General features: G+C 75.2%; 1 protein-coding gene. It reads left to right on the top strand.

Annotated elements, in window-relative coordinates; genetic code table 11:
• On the top strand, positions 1–666 hold a 666-nt coding region (locus tag DMH01_RS42450), incomplete at both ends, for a phosphotransferase family protein (RefSeq protein ID WP_148106606.1).

The following is a 666-nucleotide window of genomic DNA, read 5'->3' as shown; positions in this document are numbered from 1 at the left end:
TCATGGTCCGCTTCGAGCGCGGCGGGCGGCTGTACATCCTGCGCAGGCCGCCCGCGCACGCCCGGCGCAAGAGCAACGACGTGCTGCGGCGCGAAGCGCGGCTGCTGGCGGCGCTGCGCGGCACGGCGGTGCCGGCGCCGCGACTGGTGGCCGCGCAGACCGCGCGGGAGCCGGTGTTCTACCTGATGGAGCCGGTGGCGGGCTTCAACCCCTCGACCGGGCTGCCCGAGCCGCACGCCTCCGACCCCGCGATCAGGCACCGGATGGGCCTGGAGGCCGCCGCCGCGCTGGCCGAGCTGGGGCGGGTCGATCCGGAGGTGCTGCCGGGGTTCGGCCGCCCCGAGGGCTTCCTCGAACGGCAGGTGCCGCGCTGGCTGAAGGAGCTCGACTCCTACGGCGAGCTCGACGGCTACCCCGGCCCCGACATCCCCGGCCTCGACGCCACCGCCGCCTGGCTCACCCGCCACCGGCCCGCCGCGTTCGTCCCGGGGGTCATGCACGGCGACTACCACTTCGCCAACCTCATGTTCGCCCTCGACGGGCCACGGGTGGCCGCGATCGTCGACTGGGAGATGTGCACGATCGGCGACCCGCTGCTCGACCTGGGCTGGTTGCTGGCCACCTGGCCGGCGAACAACGGGCACGTGCCGGGGTTGCCGCCGGAGC

This window comes from Amycolatopsis sp. WAC 04182 (genome assembly GCF_003947465.1).
Lineage (GTDB): Bacteria > Actinomycetota > Actinomycetes > Mycobacteriales > Pseudonocardiaceae > Amycolatopsis.
Note: the sequence above shows the minus strand (reverse complement) of the source record. Positions and strands in the feature narration are given on the sequence as shown.